General features: G+C 64.1%; 20 protein-coding genes. 7 read left to right on the top strand and 13 right to left on the bottom strand.

From position 1 onward, the window contains the following. The first annotated feature begins 44 nt into the window (after positions 1–44). On the top strand, positions 45–1016 hold the full coding sequence (egtD, locus tag ACFFJ6_RS13510; protein ID WP_378388496.1) for an L-histidine N(alpha)-methyltransferase: 972 nt from the start codon (positions 45–47) through the stop codon (positions 1014–1016). Positions 1017–1419: 403 nt separating this feature from the next. On the opposite strand, the gene ACFFJ6_RS13515 is transcribed toward egtD, so the two are convergent. Then, the gene (locus tag ACFFJ6_RS13515; protein WP_378388498.1) at positions 1420–2151 is read right to left on the bottom strand and encodes a hypothetical protein; all 732 of its coding nucleotides are present in this window, start codon (positions 2149–2151) and stop codon (positions 1420–1422) included. Between the two features lie 233 nt (positions 2152–2384). Here ACFFJ6_RS13515 and ACFFJ6_RS13520 point away from each other — a divergent pair, with 233 nt between their 5' ends. Continuing rightward, on the top strand, positions 2385–2663 hold the full coding sequence (locus ACFFJ6_RS13520) for a hypothetical protein (protein WP_378388500.1): 279 nt from the start codon (positions 2385–2387) through the stop codon (positions 2661–2663). Between the two features lie 177 nt (positions 2664–2840). Here ACFFJ6_RS13520 and ACFFJ6_RS13525 read toward each other — a convergent pair whose 3' ends face one another. The 4 genes from ACFFJ6_RS13525 to ACFFJ6_RS13540 form a co-directional block, all read right to left on the bottom strand. Then, positions 2841–3476, bottom strand: a complete 636-nt coding sequence (locus ACFFJ6_RS13525) for a hypothetical protein (RefSeq protein ID WP_378388502.1) — start codon at positions 3474–3476, stop codon at positions 2841–2843. An 83-nt stretch (positions 3477–3559) separates the two neighbouring features. Continuing rightward, positions 3560–4378, bottom strand: coding sequence for a hypothetical protein (locus ACFFJ6_RS13530; RefSeq protein ID WP_378388504.1), 819 nt, complete (start codon positions 4376–4378; stop codon positions 3560–3562). A gap of 438 nt (positions 4379–4816) precedes the next feature. Further along, positions 4817–6007, bottom strand: a complete 1191-nt coding sequence (locus tag ACFFJ6_RS13535) for a low temperature requirement protein A (RefSeq protein ID WP_378388506.1) — start codon at positions 6005–6007, stop codon at positions 4817–4819. A 22-nt stretch (positions 6008–6029) separates the two neighbouring features. Then, on the bottom strand, positions 6030–6266 hold the full coding sequence (locus ACFFJ6_RS13540) for a BolA family protein (RefSeq protein WP_238734141.1): 237 nt from the start codon (positions 6264–6266) through the stop codon (positions 6030–6032). 188 nt (positions 6267–6454) lie between these two features. Between ACFFJ6_RS13540 and ACFFJ6_RS13545 the strand changes: the two genes are divergently transcribed. Then, positions 6455–6817: a DUF427 domain-containing protein gene (locus ACFFJ6_RS13545; protein ID WP_378388508.1), complete on the top strand. Its 363-nt coding sequence runs from the start codon at positions 6455–6457 to the stop codon at positions 6815–6817. Between the two features lie 85 nt (positions 6818–6902). Continuing rightward, on the top strand, positions 6903–8090 hold the full coding sequence (locus ACFFJ6_RS13550; protein ID WP_378388510.1) for an acyltransferase family protein: 1188 nt from the start codon (positions 6903–6905) through the stop codon (positions 8088–8090). Positions 8091–8496: 406 nt separating this feature from the next. Here the strand turns inward: ACFFJ6_RS13550 and purL are convergent, their stop codons facing one another. Together purL and ACFFJ6_RS13560 are read right to left on the bottom strand one after the other, a co-directional pair. Continuing rightward, entirely contained in the window at positions 8497–10707 is a 2211-nt protein-coding gene (gene purL, locus ACFFJ6_RS13555) for a phosphoribosylformylglycinamidine synthase subunit PurL (protein WP_378388512.1), read from the bottom strand. 394 nt (positions 10708–11101) lie between these two features. Next, positions 11102–12466 (bottom strand): TrpB-like pyridoxal phosphate-dependent enzyme, encoded by a 1365-nt coding sequence (locus ACFFJ6_RS13560; protein ID WP_378388514.1) that lies wholly within the window; start codon positions 12464–12466, stop codon positions 11102–11104. Between the two features lie 132 nt (positions 12467–12598). Between ACFFJ6_RS13560 and ACFFJ6_RS13565 the strand changes: the two genes are divergently transcribed. Continuing rightward, on the top strand, positions 12599–13117 hold the full coding sequence (locus ACFFJ6_RS13565; RefSeq protein WP_378388516.1) for a PaaI family thioesterase: 519 nt from the start codon (positions 12599–12601) through the stop codon (positions 13115–13117). Between the two features lie 269 nt (positions 13118–13386). Here the strand turns inward: ACFFJ6_RS13565 and ACFFJ6_RS13570 are convergent, their stop codons facing one another. From ACFFJ6_RS13570 to purC, 6 genes are all read right to left on the bottom strand, one after another. Beyond that, entirely contained in the window at positions 13387–14907 is a 1521-nt protein-coding gene (locus tag ACFFJ6_RS13570; protein WP_378388518.1) for a cryptochrome/photolyase family protein, read from the bottom strand. Then, complete coding sequence (locus tag ACFFJ6_RS13575; RefSeq protein ID WP_378388520.1) at positions 14904–15182, bottom strand: DUF2256 domain-containing protein; 279 nt, start codon at positions 15180–15182, stop codon at positions 14904–14906. Before ACFFJ6_RS13575 ends, ACFFJ6_RS13570 begins: the two co-directional genes overlap by 4 nt. Before the next feature lie 315 nt (positions 15183–15497). Beyond that, entirely contained in the window at positions 15498–16199 is a 702-nt protein-coding gene (gene purQ / locus ACFFJ6_RS13580; RefSeq protein ID WP_378388522.1) for a phosphoribosylformylglycinamidine synthase subunit PurQ, read from the bottom strand. After that, on the bottom strand, positions 16196–16450 hold the full coding sequence (locus ACFFJ6_RS13585) for a hypothetical protein (protein ID WP_378388524.1): 255 nt from the start codon (positions 16448–16450) through the stop codon (positions 16196–16198). The genes purQ and ACFFJ6_RS13585 overlap by 4 nt, the downstream gene beginning before the upstream one ends. Positions 16451–16485: 35 nt before the next feature. Further along, a complete protein-coding gene (purS, locus tag ACFFJ6_RS13590; protein ID WP_054162419.1) occupies positions 16486–16731 on the bottom strand; it encodes a phosphoribosylformylglycinamidine synthase subunit PurS in 246 nt (81 codons plus the stop codon). Between the two features lie 295 nt (positions 16732–17026). Further along, positions 17027–17794: a phosphoribosylaminoimidazolesuccinocarboxamide synthase gene (gene purC, locus ACFFJ6_RS13595; RefSeq protein ID WP_182915243.1), complete on the bottom strand. Its 768-nt coding sequence runs from the start codon at positions 17792–17794 to the stop codon at positions 17027–17029. Positions 17795–18095: 301 nt separating this feature from the next. Here purC and ACFFJ6_RS13600 point away from each other — a divergent pair, with 301 nt between their 5' ends. Both ACFFJ6_RS13600 and ACFFJ6_RS13605 read left to right on the top strand, forming a co-directional pair. Then, positions 18096–18419: a DUF1476 domain-containing protein gene (locus tag ACFFJ6_RS13600; RefSeq protein WP_378388527.1), complete on the top strand. Its 324-nt coding sequence runs from the start codon at positions 18096–18098 to the stop codon at positions 18417–18419. Positions 18420–19026: 607 nt separating this feature from the next. After that, entirely contained in the window at positions 19027–19812 is a 786-nt protein-coding gene (locus ACFFJ6_RS13605; RefSeq protein WP_378388529.1) for a phage Gp37/Gp68 family protein, read from the top strand. Positions 19813–19816: the final 4 nt, after the last annotated feature.

The following is a 19816-nucleotide window of genomic DNA, read 5'->3' on the forward strand; positions in this document are numbered from 1 at the left end:
GTCCTGATAACGAACGCGCGGCACGCGCATCCGGGAGATCGCCCATGAACATGCACGTCGCCGTGCAAGCCCGAGCGCATCAGCTCGATCCGCAGACGCAAAGCTTCGCCACCGACGTGCTGGACGGCCTGTCGCGGCCGCAGAAGTCGCTGCCGCCGAAATACTTCTACGACGATCGCGGCTCGGAGCTGTTCGTCGCGATCACCAAACTGCCCGAATACTACCCGACCCGCACCGAGCTCGGCATCCTGCGCGCCCGCGCCGGCGAGATCGGCGCGCTGATCCCGCCCGATGCGGCGATCGTCGAATTCGGCGCTGGCGCCACGACCAAGATCAGGCTGCTGCTCGCCGCCCACCAGGTCGCCGCCTATGTGCCGGTCGATATTTCCGGCGACTTCATCGCCGCGCAGGCCGAAGAGCTGTGCGCCGATTTTCCCGAGCTGGCGGTGTATCCGGTCGCGGCGGATTTCACCGCGCCGTTCGCGCTGCCGGACGCGGTGCGCGCGCGGCCGAAGGTCGGCTTCTTCCCCGGCTCGACCATCGGCAATTTCGAGCCGCAGGAGGCCGCGCATCTGCTCGGCACCTTCCGCGACATCCTCGGACGCGGCGCGCGGCTGATCGTCGGCGTCGATCTGGAGAAGGACGAGAAGCTGCTGGTGCCAGCCTATGACGACGCGGCCGGCGTCACCGCGCAGTTCAACCTCAATCTGCTGGCGCGGATCAACCGCGAGCTCGGCGGCGATATCGACCTGCGCGCCTTCGCTCATCGCGCGATCTACAATCGCGATCAGCACCGCATCGAGATGCATCTGGTCAGCCGCCGCGACCAGACCGTCCGCATCCTTGGCGAACGTTTCGCCTTCACGGCGGGCGAAACCATCCACACCGAGAACAGCTACAAATACAGCCTCCCCCGCTTCCGCACGCTGGCCGAACAGGCGGGCTGGACGCTGCAGCAAAGCTGGACCGATGCGGACGGGCTGTTCTCGGTGCATGCGCTGGAGCGGGCTGAGTAACAGCCGAGCTGTGTACGAGTGCGGACGTTGCTATAAAAGCAACTTATGTGCCCGCGTCGCCCTCACGCCCGCCCTCTCCTCTCCCGCAAGCGGGAGAGGGGGCGCGCTGCCGGCGGGGCGGCTGCAGTGATCTGGCCTTGGCCGTTGTTACTTATGAATTCCCTGCTCCGTCCAGCGACATCCTCCCTGCCTCCATCCGCAGCCTCCCTGCGTTAATTCGCGACCTCCCCGCACCGGCAGCCGGCTCCCTCTCCCGCTTGCGGGAGAGGGTTGGGGTGAGGGCGACGCAGGCAGTGAGCTCGTTGGCATCTCCTGATAGTTGACCTGAGCCTGTTCGCCACAAGCGCGCGCGTATCAGCGCTCAGTTCAGGCCCAACCTCGTCATGGCCGGAGGCGAGAGATACTATGCGGATGCCGTCTCCGTTGATGCTGCGACACGCGCCGCGCTGCGCCCTCTCGCCTCGCTGGCGCATTTCTCGACGTGGACCTCGCGGTTGATCATCTGCAGGTTCGGCAGCCCCCAATAGCCGAGCAGCTCCGGCCACGGCGCGTTGCGATGCTGCCGCCAGACCTGAAACAACGGCACCCGGTGATCGACCTCGGCGGCCTTGAACAGGCGCCGGTTGGTCTCGCGGCAACGCCGGCCCTGCAACCGGCGCAGCAGCTTGGTCTGGCCGCTCGGCGCGTTCCAGAATTGCCAGGCCGTGACGCAGGCGCTGTGCCAGGTCGCATTGTTGTTCGGCCCGGCGTCCCACAGATCGGCGTGCCAGCCGAACCGATACACCGGCTGGCCGCAGACGCAGCAGAACCCCGGTCCCTTCGCGAAGGCGTTCTCACGATACGGCGCGGGTGGCGTCCGAAACGTCGCCGGCAGTCCCGCGTCGGAATCCCCGACCTGCCACTGCCATCCCTCGGGCGCGCCGCTGCGAGCCGCCAGCGCCCGCGCCAACCGGTCGGCGCGCAGCGGATGCGTGCGCCAATAGCCGTCGATCGCGACGCGGAGTGTCGAGGGCGCCCACGAGCAGCTTCGCGCCCGCACCAGCACGGCCTGCGGAAACGCGTCCGGCAGCCGCTTGGTCAGCCGCGCCAGCGCCTGCGCATTGGCCTTCGCCTTCTCGTCCCGCCAGTTCGACAAACCCGCCCCTCCGCTCCGAGCCACGGTGCCGCGTCGCCCTAAAGCCTTCGTTAAGGCTGCGCGCCCGCGCGTCAACCGGCGAGCGGTCGGCGACGCGGTCCGTCGTCGAGTGGACGGTCTACTTGCCGGCTTTCGATGCCGCTGCCGAACTCGGGATAGCAAGTGACAAGCGCGCGTTCGTCGTTTGAACTGTTTGCCGCGCGTCACAGACCAACAGCATGTTCGATCATCTGATGATTGCTCTGGTTGTTCTGTCGTTCGGCTTTCCCGCCCTGCCGTGGCTGTTCGGGGCGCGATGGAGCGCCAAAGGACTCTGGCTCAGCACCGCCTTCGCCGTCGTGCTGCTGCTTGGGGGCTTTCCATATCTGTTCGGGACCGCATGCGTTGCCACGAACTGCGGCCAGGGCGCGATCGCCATCTTCGTGCTGGGACCGATCTGGATCGTGTCCGCCTTGCTGACGGTCGGCTCGGCGGTGATCGTACGGTCAAGATGCAAGAAGCAGCGTCGGTAACGCATCAAACGGGCGCTAGATGACGGCCGCTACGGGTCTCGCCCGGACATCGCGTATTCCGAGTCCGCCGCGCCCGTCACTCCAAACGCGGTGTTCGCCTTGAAGCCTTCCGGTTCTGACCCATCTCGGAAGGCGGCTTCTAACGCGGCCTTGTCAGTGCTGAGTGGCAAAAAACACTCAGCGCTGGCTAAGGTTCTCAAGGTCTGCCAACTTGCCGAGCTTCTCAAGCCATGGGGTGTCCATGTAAGTGAGCGCCCCAAATCCGCTCAATGGGATCAATAGCCCTGTCCGGCTCACAGAAGCGCAGAGAGCGCCAATCTCTCTCTTTGAATAGCCGGCTGCCTCTAACGAAGGTTCCAGCCGTTGCCAGAAATCGTTCGCAACATCTGTGCCGGCATTAGTGATATCTCGCCGGATTCGTAGCGATTTGCCGAGAACGAGCAATTCGTCACGCGTAAGCTGTTCCAAAATACCCGCCCACTTTCGAAATTGATCGGCATCTTCAAGCTCTTTATTTTTCTTCAAACCGGCAATTACTTGCGCGAGAAGTCTGAGGTTTTCACGAGCCGCGCCATCTTCCACCGCCTTCCAAAAACGATGAACAATTCCGATCAACGGATCAATATCGTGTTCGTCGAAATCAATCCTGCCATGGTATCCTTGAGACACTTCGCTGATGAAAATATCTAAGGCCTCTCTTCTCTTTTTCTCAGCGTAGTCGTCCGCAAATTTAGAAAGCGTACTGGCGCCGGGCATAAAGGTTGAAATGATATCGCTGGCGAGAGCACCGCCGTAAGTAATAAGTTTGTTCATTGATCCATCTTCTTCAATGCAATTGAGTGGCTGGTATCGGACGCGGCGCTCCTTCGGCCTGATCGCTCGTTTGCAGGCATTCACTATTTCGCGTTTTCGGCGTTCTGTTGGAACTGCTTTGTCCAATCCTCTTCGTCTTCATCGAAAAAGTACGGCAGCGCGAATTCCGATAACTTTGGACCGTCTTCGAGTGTCTCGGTTATCACTTTGGGCTCGGGAGCGTGCGCGGCGACAATATCCGAGATCAACCATGAGAATAGGGTGGTGATGTGCTTCGAGACTTCTAGCACCGCGTTGCTCAGCTCAGAGAACGCCTTGATATCCCCCGCAAGACCATCCTGTTCTTTTTCATCCATCTTCCCGGCAAGGCTCAACGCGCTGCCAGTCGCGACCATCTCACAAGCGTAGTAGAAGGTGTTGCCGTGCGTTTTTGAGAGGTAGAATTCCCAAGGCTCCGTCTCAGGAAGTCGCTGGAAATTCTCTTCCATCAGGCCGTCTTTATCTTTGTAATGGAACGCTACCTTGTTGCGGATCTCAGTTACAGCGTTCTTCTTGCCGAAATAGTCATTCAGCGTTTTGAGCGCCCGCGCAGCTTCTTCGTCGAGCTTCGTTAGGTGCTTTTCTGAGATTGCCTTGTTCGACTGCGCGCGCGCTTTGAACAACTCCCATGCCTCATGAAGCTTGCCGATCAGAGTTCGCATGATGATGAAAACCTGCCCACCCTCGGTAAAGTCCTCGACCTGCGTGGGCGGTTTATCTTTGCGCATCATCAGAATGAACTTAGAGAGGACGTTCAGCTCGTTGGTGGCGTGGCCCATGAGTAGGAGGAGTGAGCGCTCGTCCTTAGGTATGTCAGCAAGCTGCTTCTTCTCAAAAATAACTCGGTGAATCTCGATGGCCATATGCAGCCTCAAGGTTGGGTGGTGCAGCATAGTTGCATGAGAGTAGCTACAATCGGTTGGACTCAAGTCTGACAGATAACATGTGCCGGCGAGTGTGCGGTGCAGGCGTCTTGGAAATTACGGTAGACGCGGGAATGCCAAAGAATGCGCCCGCCCTACTGCTAGGTGGTTGATCTGACCACGATTACGGCCCCTGCGCACTAAGAAATTCTCCTGATTCATCGTTTCACGTTTCCTTCCGGCGCTAACTCCTGCACATTCGAAAAGCGGAGGTATCATTTGCGTTTGCTGCTGCTGAAGTTTGGATGCTAGGCCGAAAAAGGGGCGATCAATTCCGCCGTCGAGACTTCTGCGTTGAACGTCAGAGGTGATGTCTGGTTGTGGCCCTTAGCGGACCTCAGCGATACTCACCGACGTCTCTAGCCCACTCCCCGCCCCTCACTCCACCGGCGAGCGCGCGGCAGCGCCGAGCGAGACGGCTTCCCAGATGCCGACTGCCAGCAGGATCGCGGTGGTGGCGATCGACAGTGCCAGCGGGGCCATCAGCGGCGCGAACGGGATCAGTGCCAGCAGCACCGCGATGCCGGCCATGTGCGACGGCTGCAGATGGCCGCGGACTGCGCGCTTGAACAGCAGCACGCCGAGCAGAAACAGCAGCGGGCCGCCGATCGTGGTGAGGGTGACTTCGATGTTCGAATGGCCGGAGGGATGCGCCAGCACCTGCTCGTCGCTGACGGCGGTGACGACGATGCCGGCGACGATCGGCAGGTGGATGTAGGTGTAGGCGAGCCGCGCCAGCCGGCCGGGATCGCTCGATTGCGAGATCCGCTCGGAGCCGAGATGCACGCCGATGTGGAAGTAGATCCACCACATCGCGATCGCGCCGAGCAGCGTCGAGGCGAAAGCGCCGAACGTCGTCACCGTCCATTCGATGCCGGCGAAGGTCGAGCCGGTCACCACGATCGATTCGCCGAGCGCGATGATGATGAACAGCGCGCAGCGCTCGGCCATGTGGCCGCCTTCGACGCTCCAGTCCTGCGTGGTCGAGGCGCCGATCCACGGCACGTAGAAGCCGGCCACCGGGCCGGTGTATTCGATCGCCAGCGCGACCAGCCACAGCGCGATCTGCGCCGTGCCGTCGAGCGCGCCGCCGGCGAGCCAGAACACGCCGCTGATCACCAGCCAGCTCAGGATGCGGACAAAATTGAGCCGCAGCGGCTCGGAGCGCGGCGTCGTGAAGGTCGCGAAGGCGCTGCGCCCGACCTGCATCGCCACGAAGGCCAGCGCGAACGACAGGCCGCGGCTCTCGAACGCGCGCGGGATCGAGGTCGACAGCAGCAGGCCGGCGCTCATCAGCGCGAACAGCATCAGCCGCACGCGGGTGAGTTCGGGATCGAGCCAGTTGGTGATCCAGGAGGTGTAGACCCACACCCACCAGATCGCCAGCATCAGGATCAGCGACTGCAGCGCGCCGAGCGGCGTGAAATGCGCCAGCAGGAAATGCGAGACCTGTGTGACGGCGAACACGAACACCAGGTCGAAGAACAATTCGACATAGGTGACGCGGCTGTGCTCGTGCGGCTTGCGCACGCGCAGCAGGTTGCGGACGGCCGCCGGGGCCTCGGTCACGGCGAGACGCCCGGGCGCGGCCTCAAGCTTCCGGCACGCCGGTCTGCAGGGCGAGCGCGTGCAGCACGCCGCCCATCTGGCCGCGCAGCGAGGCGTACACGATCTGATGCTGCTGCACCCGCGACTTGCCCCGGAACGATTCGGAAATCACGGTCGCGGCGTAGTGGTCGCCATCGCCGGCGAGGTCACGAATCGTCACTTCCGCGTCGGGAATCGCGGCCTTGATCATGGCCTCGATGTCGCGGGCATCCATCGGCATTCGAAATCCTCCGAAAATTGATCGATTCCGGATGGCCCGGCCATCGGCCATCCCTTACCTGTGCGATACTATATTGCAGCGCGGCCCTTTCAAAGCCCGCAGAGGTCGCACATCTGGTTGGGCGCGGCGCCTGGCGCCCCGGCCACCGAGATCTGCCAATCAAGATCCGCCCATCGCGAGGAACGCCCATGAGAATTCCCGGTCCCGATCATCCGATCACGATCACGCCGAATCCGAAGCGGGTGCGCGTCACCGCCGGCGGCGTGGTGATCGCCGAATCGAGCAAGGCGCTGGTGCTGAAGGAAGCGAGCTACCCGCCGGTGCAGTACATCCCGCGCGCCGATGCCGACATGGCCCTGCTGCACAAGACCACGCGCACCACCCACTGCCCCTACAAGGGCGACGCCAGCTATTTCAGCGTCGCGGCCGGCGGCACCACGCTCGACAACGCGATCTGGAGCTATGAGGAGCCGTTTCCGGCGATGACCGAGATCGCCGGCTACCTGGCGTTCTATCCAGACAAGGTCAAAATCGAAGAATTGCCGGCGTAAAGCCGAAAGCTCGACCACGTTTTCAATCTTGCCCGACCGGCATTTCGCGGACATTGTCGTGCCGCGGATGGACGGGAGACCGACCGTGACCACAACCTATCCGACCCGGGACGACGTCGCGCCGGCCGTATCCGCCGCCGTTCGTGTCCGCGACCTGTCGCTCGACCGCGCCCGCACCTTCCTCACCATCCTGGTGCTGATTCACCATTCGGTGATTCCCTACACCCATTTCGGCCACACCGACCCGGCGTCCTGGATCGGCTTCGACTGCGTCGTGCTCGCCACCGACAGCTTCTTCATGGCGATGTTCTTCATGCTGTCGGGGCTGTTTCTGTGGCCGAGCCTCGACCATCGGCCGAAGATCGGCACGCTGACGCGCGACCGGCTGATCCGGCTCGGCATCCCGTTCGTGATCGCGGCCTTCACGGTGATCCCGATCGCGTACTACGCGATCGCGCTCCGCGCCGATCCGGTGCTGAGCTTCGCCGATTTCTACCGCAACATGATCACGGTCGGCCCGTGGCCGAGCGGCCCGCTGTGGTTTTTGTGGGTGCTGTTCATCTACACCTTCATCGGCGGCACGATGTACCGGATCTCGCGGCACACGCTCGATCCGCTGAACCGGCTGGCCTATCTCGGCTATCAGCGGCCGTTCGTGTACATCCTCGCCACCTTCGCGATCACCGCCGTGCTGTACGTGCCGGCGCGGGTGTATTTCGGGCCGAACCAATGGTTCGAAGTCGGCCCGTTCTCGGTGCAGGAGAGCCGCGTCCTGCTGTATGCGGCGTATTTCTTCATGGGCGCCGGAATCGGCGCCTGCCATCCGGAGCGCGGCGTGATCAGCGCCGGCGGCCGGCTGGCCAAGCAATGGTACATCTGGGCCATGCTGGCGGTGCTGCCCTATGCGGCGATGTGGGGCTTCATCGGCATCAAGCGCGGCATCCTCGACAATCCGCCGGACTTGCCGATCTGGTACGAAGCCGGCTACGGCCTCGCCTTCGCGGCGTTCAGCGTCACCGTGATCTTCGCGATCCTGGCCTACTTCCTGCGCTTCCAGCGCGCCGGCTGGAGCATCCTCGATCCGCTGCAGCACGACGCCTACGGCATCTTCCTGGTGCACTACGCCTGGATGCTGTGGCTGCAATACGCGCTGTTCGACCTCGAATGGCCGGCGATCGTCAAGGCCAGCGTGGTGTTCGTGCTCGGGCTGGCCCTGAGCTGGGCAACGACGGCGCTGCTGCGGAAGATACCCGGATCGTATCGGGTGTTGTAGCGAGCGAAGTCGGCACGCTCCGGCGTCCCCGCCGCGGCCCACCACCTCTCGTTCGTCATTCCGGGGCGCGCCTCTTGGCGCGAGCCCGGAATCCATAATCACTGCGGCTTGTTACTTACGCACAGCGGGACTTAGGCACTGCTTCGCCGCGACTGCGGTGGCTATGGATTCCGGGCCTGCGCGCAAGAGCGCGCATCCCGGAATGACGAACGTGAGGGTTGGGTTCGCGGCTGATGCGCGGGAGAAATTCCGGGTTCGCTCGCTACACGAGCCCCACGAAATGACGGGAACAGCCCACGCTGCGTCATTGCGAGCGAAGCGAAGCAATCCAACGCAGTGCACCGCGCTGGATTGCTTCGTCGCTGCGCTCCTCGCAATGACGGCGGCAGGCGTCTGGATGCGCTGCTTACGCCTTCCCCGCCATGTAGTCCGGCAGCCAATGCTCGTGGGCGTGGCGCAGGGCCTTAAGGTCGACGGTGCGTTCGCCTTCGATCTTCAGCGTGTGGCCGCCGGTGGTGCCGAGCTGGACACAGGGGACGCCGACGTTTTTCAGCTTCGACAGCGTGGTCAGCAGATCGTCCTGCTTGACGGTGACGACATAGCGGCCCTGATCCTCGCCGAACCACCAGGCGTGCGACACGGTCTCGCCGGGCGGCGCATCGAGCGAGGCGCCGATGTTGCCGGCGATAGCCATCTCGGCCAGCGCGACCAGCAGGCCGCCGTCGGAGACGTCGTGCACCGCCGTCACGGTGCCGGCGTGGATCATGCCGCGGACGACGTCGCCATGGCGCTTCTCGCAGGCGAGATCGACCGGCGGCGGCGCGCCTTCTTCACGGCCGCAGATGTCGCGCAAATACACCGACTGGCCGAGCCAGCCCTTGGTCTCGCCGATCAGCAGGATCGCCTCGCCCTCGGCCTTGAACGCGAGCGTAGCCGACTTGGTGAAGTCATCGAGCACGCCGACGCCGCCGATCGACGGAGTCGGCAGGATGCCGCGGCCACTGGTTTCGTTGTAGAGCGAGACGTTGCCGGAGACGATCGGCGAGTCGAGCGCGATGCAGGCTTCGGAGATGCCGCGCAGACAGCCGACCAGCTGGCCCATGATCTCGGGCCGCTCCGGATTGCCGAAATTGAGGTTGTCGGTGATCGCCAGCGGCTTGCCGCCGACCGCGGTGATGTTGCGATAGGCTTCCGCCACCGCCTGCTTGCCGCCCTCGAACGGATCGGACTCGCAATAGCGCGGCGTGACGTCGACGGTCAGCGCGAGGCCCTTCGGACCGTCCTCGATGCGGACCACCGCGGCGTCGCCGCCGGGGCGCTGCAGCGTGTTGCCGCCGATGACGTGGTCGTACTGCTCCCACACCCAGCGCTTGCTGCACAGGTCGGGCGTCGCCAGCAGCTTCTCCAGCGCCTCGGCCGCGCCCATCGGCGCGTTGATGTCGCGGGCGTGGATCACCGGCAACTTCGGACTCTCGACCCACCGCCGATCATACAGCGGAGCTTCGTCGCCGAGTTCCTTGATCGGCAGGTCGGCCTTCACCTGCCCGCCATGCTTGACCACGAAGCGCTTGGTCGGCGTGGTGTAGCCGACGATGGCGAAGTCGAGGCCCCATTTGCGGAAGATGTCCTCGGCTTCCTTTTCCTTCTCCGGCTTAAGCACCATGAGCATGCGCTCCTGGCTTTCGGAGAGCATCATCTCGTAGGCGGTCATGCCGGTCTCGCGGGTCGGCACCGCGTCGAGATCGAGTTCGACGCCGAGGTCGCCCTTGGCGCCCATCTCGACCGCCGAGCAGGTCAGGCCGGCCGCGCCCATGTCCTGGATCGCGATGACGCAGTCCTTGGCCATGATCTCGAGGCAGGCCTCGAGCAGCAGCTTCTCGGCGAACGGGTCGCCGACCTGCACGGTCGGGCGCTTCTCCTCAGAGCCCTCGTCGAACTCGGCCGACGCCATGGTGGCGCCGCCCATGCCGTCGCGCCCCGTTTTCGAGCCGAGATAGACGATCGGCATGCCGACGCCCGAGGCGGCGGCGAGGAAGATCTTGTCGGCATCCGCAAGGCCGACCGCCATGGCGTTGACCAGGATGTTGCCGTCATACCGGGTGTGGAACCGGGTCTGGCCGCCCACGGTCGGCACGCCGAACGAATTGCCGTAGCCGCCGACGCCGGCGACGACGCCGGACACCAGGTGCCGCGTCTTGGGATGCTTCGGATCGCCGAACGACAGCGCATTGAGGCAGGCGATCGGCCGCGCCCCCATGGTGAAGACGTCGCGCAGGATGCCGCCGACGCCGGTGGTGGCGCCCTGATACGGTTCGATATAGCTCGGGTGGTTGTGGCTCTCCATCTTGAAGACCACCGCCTGATTGTCGCCGATGTCGATCACGCCGGCGTTCTCGCCCGGCCCCTGCAGCACCCACGGCGCCTTGGTGGGCAGCCCGCGCAGATGGATGCGCGACGATTTGTACGAGCAGTGCTCGTTCCACATCGCCGAGAAGATGCCGAGCTCGGTGAAGGTCGGCTCACGCCCGATCAGATCGAGAATGCGCTGATATTCGTCCGGCTTGAGGCCATGGCTGGCGATCAGTTCCGGGGTGATCTTCGGCTCGGGAGCGGACATAGGGCAGCATTCCTCGGCACGCCGGAGGGGCCGGCGCGGACCGCTGTTATGTAGAAACATCGGCCCGGTGGGGAAAGGGTTTTCTGCGCGGCTGGGGATGGCGCCGCACGCGGCCAATTGACCGCAAGTCACTGATTAGACGAGACATTACCCCGTATCCCCGTCATGGCCGGGCTCGTCCCGGCCATCCACGGCCGCGGGCACTGTGCCTCAGAACGTGGATGCCCGGGTCAAGCCCGGGCATGACGTTCTTAAGGGAGGCGTCGTCATCCTTGAGGTGCTCGCCCGCAAGGGAGCCTCGAAGGATGCGGCGACGCGTGCTGTGGTTCATCCTTCGAGGCCGCCGCCGCGCGACGGCACCTCAGGATGAGGTTGGGCAGGCAGCAGGCCGCCCTCAGGCCGCCACCGCCGGCAGTCCCGCCAGAGCGGTCGCGAGGTCGGCTTCGTCGTAGTCCTGATCGACCAGCTTGCCTTCGAAGTAGTTGATGTAGGCCTGCATGTCGAAATGGCCGTGGCCGGAGAGGTTGAACAGGATCGTCTCCGACTTGCCCTCCTCCTTGCAGCGCAGCGCCTCGTCGATTGCGCAGCGCACCGCGTGGGTCGATTCCGGCGCGGGCACGATGCCCTCGGTGCGGGCGAACTGCACGCCGGCCTCGAAGCAGCCGACCTGCTGATAGGCGCGCGCTTCGATCAGGCCGAGTTCGTAGGCGTGCGACACCATCCCGCTCATGCCGTGATAGCGCAGGCCACCGGCGTGGAAGCCCGGCGGCATGAAGGTCGAGCCCAGCGTGTGCATCTTCACCAGCGGGGTGAGATGCGCGGTGTCGCCGAAGTCATACGCGTAGGTGCCGCGGGTCAGCGTCGGGCACGCCGCCGGCTCGACCGCGATGATGCGCCGCTTGCGGCCGCCGCGCAGCTGCAGGCCGAGGAACGGGAATGCGAGGCCGGCGAAGTTCGAGCCGCCGCCGGCGCAGCCGATGATCACATCGGGATCGTCGCCCGCCATCTCGCATTGCTTGATGGCCTCTTCGCCGATGATGGTCTGGTGCAGCATCACATGATTGAGCACCGAACCGAGCGCGTACTTGATGTCCGGATTCTTCGCCGCGACTTCGACGGCCTCGGAGATGGCGATGCCGAGCGAGCCCGGGCTGTTCGGCGTCTTCGCCAGAATGGCGCGGCCGGAGTCGGTCTCGGTGGACGGCGAGGCGATGCAGCGCGCGCCGTAGGTCTCCATCAGCGCGCGGCGATACGGCTTCTGATCGTAGGAGACGCGAACCTGGAAGACGAGCACGTCGAGCCCGAACAGCGAACCGGCGAACGCCAGCGACGAGCCCCACTGCCCGGCGCCGGTCTCGGTCGACAGCTTCTTGATGCCGGCCTGCTTGTTGTACCAGGCCTGCGGGACCGCGGTGTTCGGCTTGTGCGAGCCGGCGGGCGAGACGCCTTCGTACTTGAAGTAGATCTTGGCCGGCGTGCCGAGCGCCTGCTCGAGACGGCGCGCGCGGATCAGCGGCGCCGGGCGCCACATCCGAAACACGTCGCGCACCGGCTCGGGAATCTCGATGTAACGTTCGGTCGCGACTTCCTGGAGGATCAGCTCCATCGGAAACAGCGGCTCCAGATCGCTCGGACCGACCGGCTGATGCGTGCCCGGATGCAGCACCGGCGGCATCGGCGTCGGGAAGTCGGCAGTGAGGTTGTACCAGGACTTCGGGATGTTCTCCTCGTCCAGCACGTACTTGATCTGGTCGCTCATTCTGTTCTCCCTGAGGCGGCCGCGCGGGCGGCCGGAAACCTATACTGTGGCCGGATGCACGCCCTTTGCGCAGGGTCAATTCGACGCGCCCAGATCGCCGCGGCATTTGCATTGCAGCGCGGCATCGGTTTTATGGAGCAGACCCGACGAAAGGATAATTCCGCCGTGCAGCAAGCCGCCCCGCCCCGCTCCCACCGCCCGGACCTTCAGACTGCTACCGAGGGCGAGTTCGCCGGCTGGCGCACCTGGACGCGCGACACCTTCGAATCCCACAACGGGCCGTTCTGGCACCGCATCGACGACGACGGCCGCGTGCGCTGCGCCTTCCGCGTCGAGAAGAAGCATCTCAACGGCATGAAGGCCGTGCACGGCGGCTGCTTCATGACCTTCGCCGACTACTGCCTGTTCGCGATCGCGACGCGCGAGCTGGAAGGACCGGGCGTGACGGTGGCGTTCGGCGCGGAGTTTCTCGACGCGGCGTTCGAAGGCGAACTGATCGAAGCCACCGGCGAAGTCACCCGCGCCGGCAAGTCGCTGATCTTCGTCCGTGGTATCCTGAAATGCGGCGACCGCCCGCTGTTCACCTTCTCCGGCACCATCAAGCGCGTGAAACGCAAGGTGCCGCCGACCGAGGTGGCGGATAGCCATTGAGGCACAGCCTCTCCCCGTCATTCCGGGGCGCATAGCGCGCCCCGGAATCTCGCAGGCTGCACAACCTCTCCTCGTCATTCCGGATTGCGCGCCTCGCGCAAGTCCGGAATCCATAGCCCCTGGACTGACGATGTGTCGGGGCGGCAACGCAGCGTATCCACCGAGCGCACGGGGGTTATGGATTCCGGATTCGCGCTGCGCGCGCCCCGGAATGACGAACGAGAGATGCTTGTGCGGAGACGCAGCTATGGCTTCGTCGCGGGGACGGATTACTTCGTCGCCAGCCCGTCCAGAAACGCCTCCGCCTCGGCCGTGATCGCCGCCTTGCGCGCGGCGTCCCAGCCGGCCAGCGTGCGATACGGCATCGCCAGGCGCTGGTTGCCGCGCAGCTGGCGCGCGTTGCGGATCAGGAAGGCCCAGTACAGATAGTTGAACGGGCAGGCCTTCGGCCCCGACTTCTGCTTCACGTCATAGACGCAGCTTTTGCAGAAGTCGGACATCCGGTCGATATAGGCGCCCGACGACGCGTACGGCTTCGACGCCAGGAGGCCGCCGTCGGCGAATTGCGACATCCCCTGCACGTTCGGCAGTTCGACCCATTCATACGCGTCGATGTAGACGGCTAGGTACCACTCGGCGACCTGCTTCGGATCGATGCCGGCCAGCAGCGCGAAATTGCCCGTCACCATCAGGCGCTGGATGTGATGCGAATAGGCGTGACGCCGGGTGTGGGCGATCGCTTCGGCCATGCAGTGCATGTCGGTTTCGCCGGACCAGTACAGCCACGGCAGGTCGCGCGTGGCATGCAGCGCGTTGGTCTGCGCGTAGTCCGGCATCTTCAGCCAGTACACGCCGCGGACATATTCGCGCCAGCCGAGGATCTGGCGGATGAAGCCTTCGACCGCGTTCAGCGGGGCGCGCTTTTCGATGTATTCGCGCTCGGCCGCGACGCAGACCTCGCGCGGCGTCAGCAGGCCGGCGTTGAGATAGGGCGAAATCGCGGCGTGGAAGATGAAGGGCTCGCCGCTCGCCATCGCGTCCTGATAGGCGCCGAAATTCGGCAGCGCGTGCCGCAGGAAGTCTTCGAATGCGCGCAACGCATCGGCGCGCGTCACCGCCCACTCGAACGGCTCAAGGTCGCCGAAATGATCGGCGAAGCGGCGCTCGACCAGCTCGATCACCTCGCGCGTGATCGCGTCCGGCTCCACGCCGAAGCGTTGCGGCACCGCGACAGAGGCCGGCAGGCGCTTGCGGTTGTCGCTGTCGAAATTCCACTGCCCGCCGGCGGGCTCGTCGCCCTGCATCAGCAGATCGGTCTCGCGCCGCATCTCGCGATAGAAGAACTCCATGCGCAGCGCCTTGCGCCCGGCGGCCCATGCGGCGAACCGCGCGGTGGTCGCGAAGAAGCGACCGTCGTCGCGGATCTCGACCGGCACGCCGAGATCGAGGTCGCGCAACTCGGCAAGCAGCCGCCATTCGCCCGGCGATGTGATCACCACGCGCGACGGCTTGTGTCGCTTGACCGCGCGGCGCAGTTCGCCGGCAATCGAGCCGGTGTTGCCGCGCGCGTCGAGCTGGATGTAATCGAGGGTAAGGCCATCGCCGCGCAGCTCCTCGGCAAAGTGCCGCATCGCCGACAGCACGAAGGCGATCTTCTGCTTGTGGTGCTTGACGTAAGTAGTCTCGTCCGCGACCTCGGCCATCAGCACGACATCGCCCTTCGCGACATCACGCAGCGCCGCGACCTCGCGCGTCAACTGATCGCCGAGCACGAGCCGAAGCGTGGTCATGCGCGGGCGACGTCCACAGCTCGCGCGTCGCGGTTGGCGCGGCGCAGCTCACTCTTGCAGCGTTCCGAGCAGGTCTTCACCGCATCCCAGTCCCGCGCCCATTTCTTGCGCCACACGAATGGCCGCCCGCACGCGGCGCAGGTCTTCCGAGGTAGATCGGCTTTGGTTCGCATCCGGGGCATCGGGTTCGGCGGCAGCAAGGTGGCGTCGAACCAACTACGCATCGGGTTGGAAAGGGTTGCATCGACCTGCGCCGCACAGGCCCCGCATAGCATCTCCCCGTCATTCCGAGGCGCGCTTGCGCGAGCCCGGAATCCATACCCCCTGGACTCGCGGCTTTGCACGAGCCGCGCACCGCCCCTTTAATTACGACCACAGGGGATATGGGTTCCGGGTTCGCTCACTGCGTGAGCGCCCCGGAATGACGAACCTGAAGGGTGGGGTGCGGAACTGGCCCGCCTGCGGGGCCGAGGCCCGTTCGGCGCGGCGAATGCTCGCGCATCGATCGCTCGTGAAGCGAGCCGTGGTGCAGTCGTTGTTGCGAAGAAGATGGGTTTTGCCGGGTCGAGCCCGGCAATGACGGCCGCTGACTACGCCGCCGCCTTCAGATGCGCCGCCAGTCCCTCGAACAGGCCGCGACCGTCGGTGCACCCCATGATCGGTTCGACGTGGTTTTCCGGGTGCGGCATCATGCCGAGCACGTTGCCGCGCTCGTTGACGATGCCGGCGATCGAGGCGGCGGCACCGTTGATGTTGTGGCTCTCGCCGATCTCGCCCTCGGGCGAGCAGTAGCGATACAGCACCCGGCCGTCGCCCTCGAGCCGCTTCACGGTGTCTTCGTCGGCCTCGTAATTGCCCTCGCCGTGCGCGACCGGGACCTTGATCACCTGGCCGGCGGTGTAGCCGCGGGTGAACGGGCTGTCAGCGCGCTCGACGCGCAGATGCACGTCGCGGCAGATGAATTTCAGCCGCGCGTTGCGCATCAGCACGCCCGGCAGCAGGCCGGATTCGCACAGGATCTGGAAGCCATTGCAGACGCCGAGCACCAGGCCGCCGTCGGCCGCAAACTTGCGCACAGCATCCATCACCGGCGCCCGCGCCGCGATCGCGCCGCAGCGCAGATAGTCGCCATAGGAGAAGCCGCCCGGCACGACGACGAGGTCGGTGCCCTTCGGCAGCTCGGTGTCGGCGTGCCACACCATCGCTGCATCGTTGCCGGAGACGAGCTTCAGCGCCCGCGCCATGTCGCGCTCGCGATTGATACCGGGGAAGACGAGAACGGCGGATTTCATGAGGTCGACACTTCGTTGATTTCAAGACGACGTTCGATGCGGTCGAGGCGCTGTTCGTGGCGGACCAGCGTGGCGTGAATGCTGCCGAGTTCGGTGTGGATACCGACGATCTCCTGACGGAGTCCGTTGTGCGAGTGCCGCAACGCCTGCATGTCCTGCTTGAGCTCGTCGACCTTGCCGTCGACCTGCGCGAGACGTGCCTGGACCGATTTCAGGACTTCGTACATCAGTTCGGGAGTGACTTCAGCCATCGCAGAACCCTCAGCTCCACGCGAGGATGCCGAACTTAGCCCAGCACCTCGACGCGATAATTCTCGATCACGGTGTTCGCCAGCAGCTTGTCGGCGGCGTCCTTCAGGGCGGCTTCGGCCTTGGCCTTGTCGGCATCGGCGGCGAGTTCGATGTCGAACACCTTGCCCTGACGCACGCTGGCGATGCCGGCGACGCCGAGCGACTTCAGCGCGCCCTCGATCGCCTTGCCCTGCGGGTCGAGGATGCCGTTCTTCAATGTCACCGTCACGCGCGCTTTCATCGTCCCCTCGTCATGCCGGGCGCTCGCCCTGCCCTTCTGTCATTCCGGGGCGCGCGAAGCGCGAACCCGGAATCGTTGTGCGTACCAACTTCTCGACTCCGGCTTCGCGCTACGCTCGCCCGGAATGACGTCGCTTGCGACTCTCATCCTTCGAGACACCCGGCTGCGCCGGGCTCCTCAGGATGAGGGCTGCGGCTCGGCGCCGGCCCTGGACGCGTCCTCATGGTGAGGAGCGTCGCGCAGCGACGCGTCTCGAACCATGGGCCACGCGCCAATGCGGCCGCGCTGGTCGCCGTCAGCCCTTCACCAGCACCGGGCCGGAGCCGACCGGGCGCTCGTTTTCCATCAGGATGCCGAGGCGCTTGGCGACTTCGGTGTAGGCCTCCAGCAGGCCGCCGAGGTCGCGGCGGAAGCGGTCCTTGTCGAGCTTCTCGTTCGACTTGATGTCCCACAGCCGGCACGAATCCGGCGAGATCTCGTCGGCGACGATAATCCGCATCATGTCGTTCTCGAACAGCCGGCCGCACTCCATCTTGAAGTCGACGAGGCGGATGCCGATGCCGAGGAACAGGCCGGTGAGGAAATCATTGACGCGGATCGCGAGCGCCATGATGTCGTCGATCTCCTGCGGCGTCGCCCAACCGAACGCGGTGATGTGCTCTTCCGAGACCATCGGGTCGTTGAGCTGGTCGTTCTTGTAGTAGAACTCGATGATCGAGCGCGGCAGCTGGGTGCCCTCCTCGATCCCGAGCCGCTGCGACAGCGAGCCGGCGGCGACGTTGCGCACCACCACCTCGAGCGGCACGATCTCGACTTCGCGGATCAGCTGCTCGCGCATGTTGAGGCGGCGGATGAAATGGGTCGGCACCCCGATGTCGTTGAGGTGCTGAAACAGGTACTCCGAGATCCGGTTGTTGAGGACGCCCTTGCCCTCGATCACCTGATGCTTCTTGGCGTTGAACGCGGTGGCGTCGTCCTTGAAGTGCTGAATCAGGGTTCCGGGTTCCGGACCTTCATACAGCACCTTGGCCTTGCCTTCGTAAATGCGACGTCGCCGGCTCATGGGGATGTACCGTGTTTTGTTGAAATCCATGGATGGGTGGCTCCGTCTGAGGATGTGGACCCACGGCGGAGCTGCCGTGAAGGCCGGAACCGGAAACAGAACAAGAACCTAGCCTTGCCGCAACCTAGCTGATTGGCCGGTCCGGCACAATCGATCCGGCCGGGTGCGGCCAAGTTTTACCCGTTCGGCTGCGTCCTTGTTGGCAGTTGTCTTGTCGTTCCGCTCTGGATATCTAGGCATCGAACCCGCCCACCGCAAACCGGCCCGTTCCCGCGGCCGGCTGACAAGATCGGAACAAGACATGACCACGTTCGACAAGCGCGAGGAAGGATTCGAGAAGAAGTTCGCGCTCGACGAGGAGCTGAAGTTCAAGGCCGAGGCCCGCCGCTCCAAGCTGCTCGGCCTCTGGGCCGCCGAAAAGCTCGGCCTGACAGGCGATGCCGCCGCGGCCTATGCCAAGGAGGTCGTGGTGGCCGACCTCGAGGAAGCCGGCGATGCCGACGTCGTCCGCAAGGTCACCAAGGACCTCGCCGACAAGGGCGTCTCGGTCACCGAGCAGGAAATCCGCCTCAAGCTCGGCGAGTTCCTCGCCCAGGCGGTGATCGAGATCAAGGCCGGGAAGTAAGGCGGCCGGCGCGTCCCCGCAGCGCGCACCATCCCTTCGTCGCACAAGCGATGCTGAGAATGCCCGGGCTGGTCCCGGGCATTTTTGTTGGCGGGGCCGTTGGTCGGTCATGAGAGCCGATTCGCACTATCTGGAATCGCCGGGGTAGGAATATTACGATCGCCGCTGGTTCCTATTCCCTGCTGAGAGCGGCGCCCGGCGCCGAAGCCATCCGCGAAGCCAGGCGCCCGGTCGAACTGGCACGAAGCCTGGAACCCGGCGCCGCACACGTCGACAAGCGCCGCCCCAAAGGCAACTTGTAAGCAATCCTTACGGGTTCGGCTTAGGATGCGAACGCCAGTCCGGCGGACCGCAAATCTTGACAAGTACGCCGCCAAGCTTCGACGGCTCCTTGCCCAGAGCTGCCACGATCCCACCAGCGGTCTAGTTGAGCCGCTTCGCTGATCGATCTTTGCTTCCAGATTTTGCAGTCCCTTCGCCTAGCCGCGGGTCTACCCATTCGAACCGATGCGGCCCTCCCAACTACAATTAGACGAACAAGAACAAAGCATGTACTGTTTTGGTTTATTTAACCGTTGGCAATCAATCTCCGCGGGCGGAGAAAAAAATGGCTGAGACCTCTATAGAGTGGACGGACGCAACTTGGAATCCGGTTGCGGGCTGCACGATTATTAGCGCTGGCTGCACAAACTGTTATGCAATGGAAATGGCTCGCCGCCTTCAGGCCATGAACATACCGAAATACAAGGGTCTCACACGGAAGAGCGGCAAGAGAACGATTTGGAATGGCGTCGTTCGCGAGGACCACGAAGCGCTGAACATCCCAATGCGATGGAAAAAACCTCGCAAAATATTCGTCAACTCAATGAGCGATCTGTTTCATGATCGCGTTAGCGACGATTTTATTCTCCGCGTGTGGGAAGTGATGCGCGACACGCCGCACCACAACTATCAAATACTGACTAAGCGCCCTGACAGAATGGGCGCGCTGCTTCGCTCTCGAATTCCTAAAGCGCTGGCGAACGTGTGGCTAGGTACGAGCGTTGAAAGCGGCGAAGCGACAGAACGCATCGACTATTTGCGAAATGTTCCTGCCGCCATACGTTTCATCTCTTTCGAACCCCTGATCGCTCCGGTGGGGCTTGTGGATTTGCACGAAATTGATTGGGCCATCGTTGGAGGCGAGAGCGGTCGGGGAGCAAGACCGATCAAAGAAGCATGGATTGACGACATCTACGACCAATGTCAGCTCCACAACACCGCATTTTTCTTTAAGCAATGGGGTACATGGGGCAAAGATAACAAACGCCGCTCCAAGAAAGACAACGGCCGCGAATATCGTGGCCGCGAGTGGGACGAAATGCCCAAGTCCGCACTCGCACTAGGAGCATAAACGG

It is taken from the genome of Rhodopseudomonas telluris (assembly GCF_042432815.1).
Lineage (GTDB): Bacteria > Pseudomonadota > Alphaproteobacteria > Rhizobiales > Xanthobacteraceae > Rhodopseudomonas > Rhodopseudomonas telluris.

Excerpts from the sequence above, each read along its gene's own strand:
- egtD (WP_378388496.1), top strand. The coding sequence starts at position 45 with ATGAACATGCACGTCGCCGTGCAAGCCCGAGCGCATCAGCTCGATCCG.
- ACFFJ6_RS13520 (WP_378388500.1), top strand. The coding sequence starts at position 2,385 with ATGATTGCTCTGGTTGTTCTGTCGTTCGGCTTTCCCGCCCTGCCGTGG.
- ACFFJ6_RS13525 (WP_378388502.1), bottom strand. The coding sequence starts at position 3,476 with ATGAACAAACTTATTACTTACGGCGGTGCTCTCGCCAGCGATATCATT.
- ACFFJ6_RS13530 (WP_378388504.1), bottom strand. The coding sequence starts at position 4,378 with ATGGCCATCGAGATTCACCGAGTTATTTTTGAGAAGAAGCAGCTTGCT.
- ACFFJ6_RS13540 (WP_238734141.1), bottom strand. The coding sequence starts at position 6,266 with ATGCCGATGGATGCCCGCGACATCGAGGCCATGATCAAGGCCGCGATT.
- ACFFJ6_RS13545 (WP_378388508.1), top strand. The coding sequence starts at position 6,455 with ATGAGAATTCCCGGTCCCGATCATCCGATCACGATCACGCCGAATCCG.
- purL (WP_378388512.1), bottom strand. The coding sequence starts at position 10,707 with ATGTCCGCTCCCGAGCCGAAGATCACCCCGGAACTGATCGCCAGCCAT.
- ACFFJ6_RS13560 (WP_378388514.1), bottom strand. The coding sequence starts at position 12,466 with ATGAGCGACCAGATCAAGTACGTGCTGGACGAGGAGAACATCCCGAAG.
- ACFFJ6_RS13565 (WP_378388516.1), top strand. The coding sequence starts at position 12,599 with ATGGAGCAGACCCGACGAAAGGATAATTCCGCCGTGCAGCAAGCCGCC.
- ACFFJ6_RS13570 (WP_378388518.1), bottom strand. The coding sequence starts at position 14,907 with ATGACCACGCTTCGGCTCGTGCTCGGCGATCAGTTGACGCGCGAGGTC.
- ACFFJ6_RS13575 (WP_378388520.1), bottom strand. The coding sequence starts at position 15,182 with ATGCTATGCGGGGCCTGTGCGGCGCAGGTCGATGCAACCCTTTCCAAC.
- purQ (WP_378388522.1), bottom strand. The coding sequence starts at position 16,199 with ATGAAATCCGCCGTTCTCGTCTTCCCCGGTATCAATCGCGAGCGCGAC.
- ACFFJ6_RS13585 (WP_378388524.1), bottom strand. The coding sequence starts at position 16,450 with ATGGCTGAAGTCACTCCCGAACTGATGTACGAAGTCCTGAAATCGGTC.
- purS (WP_054162419.1), bottom strand. The coding sequence starts at position 16,731 with ATGAAAGCGCGCGTGACGGTGACATTGAAGAACGGCATCCTCGACCCG.
- purC (WP_182915243.1), bottom strand. The coding sequence starts at position 17,794 with ATGAGCCGGCGACGTCGCATTTACGAAGGCAAGGCCAAGGTGCTGTAT.
- ACFFJ6_RS13600 (WP_378388527.1), top strand. The coding sequence starts at position 18,096 with ATGACCACGTTCGACAAGCGCGAGGAAGGATTCGAGAAGAAGTTCGCG.
- ACFFJ6_RS13605 (WP_378388529.1), top strand. The coding sequence starts at position 19,027 with ATGGCTGAGACCTCTATAGAGTGGACGGACGCAACTTGGAATCCGGTT.